This window comes from Oleiphilus sp. HI0086 (genome assembly GCF_001635225.1).
The window spans coordinates 1-1,087 of sequence record NZ_LWFZ01001533.1 but is presented as its reverse complement, the minus strand read 5'-3'; the positions used below and the strand labels follow the sequence as shown (position 1 = coordinate 1,087).

The 1,087-nt window shown below is 44.4% G+C and carries 1 pseudogene; it reads left to right on the top strand.

Features of this window, described 5'->3' with window-relative positions:
- Nucleotides 1-1,087, top strand: a pseudogene (gene glnD / locus A3756_RS25705) ([protein-PII] uridylyltransferase); the annotation flags it as partial.

The following is a 1,087-nucleotide window of genomic DNA, read 5'->3' as shown; positions in this document are numbered from 1 at the left end:
AAGCGATGTCACCATTGCGACCAACCTATTGGAAACGCGCACTATCGATGGTGACCCCGAACTTCTGAGCATTATTTCAGACAAGGTCTATTCCGACGCAGTTTATACCTCTAAAGCCTACTTTCTAGCTAAACGCGAAGAACAAAGTGCACGCCACCTGAAATATAGCGGCACCGAATACAACCTCGAACCAAATCTGAAATCTTCCCCTGGCACCTTACGAGATATTCAGACCATTACCTGGATATCTAAGCGCCACTTTGGTGCTGAAGCTCCCAGCACACGCTCACGCTACCACTTTTTGACAGACGAAGAATTCCGCATGCTAGTCAGCGGCGAGACCTTTCTTCTTACCCTTCGTTATGGCCTGCAGATGATTGCCGACCGCAACGAAAACCGACTGCTATTTGAACACCAGCGCAAGCTTGCAGAAATACTCGGCTTTGAAGATGACGAGCAAAAGCTCGGTGTCGAGAAAATGATGCAACGCTACTATCGCATCGTATTGGGTTTAGCCGAACTTACTGACGTGATACTTCAGTACTTTGATGAGTTTTATCTAAACCCCGAGAGTGATGACAGTGTCCAAGAACTAGGTAAACGATTCCAAATTAATCACGGCTATATTGAAGCTAAGTCAGAAGATATTTTTGACCGCTCACCTTATGCGTTGATAGAGATTTTTTTGCTACTCGCACAAAACCCTCAGATCATTGGCATAAAAACCACGACAATTCGTCAAATCCGTGAACATCAATATCTTATTGATGACAGTTTCCGAAACGACCTGGCTAACACAAGCTTATTTATGGAGATACTGCGCACACCGCACGACCTTCATAAAACCTTAAACGCCATGCTTAAGTACAATGTACTGGGCCGCTACTTACCTGAGTTTGGACAGATCATCGGCCAAATGCAGCATGACTTGTTTCATTGCTATACAGTTGACGCGCATACGATTCAGCTTATCAAGAACCTGATTCATCTTGACTACCCTGAGGCAAAAAAAGAGTTTCCACTTGCCTGTCGTTTATACCGTTATATCCCTAAACGTGAAATCCTTTATACTGCTGGTATCTATCAC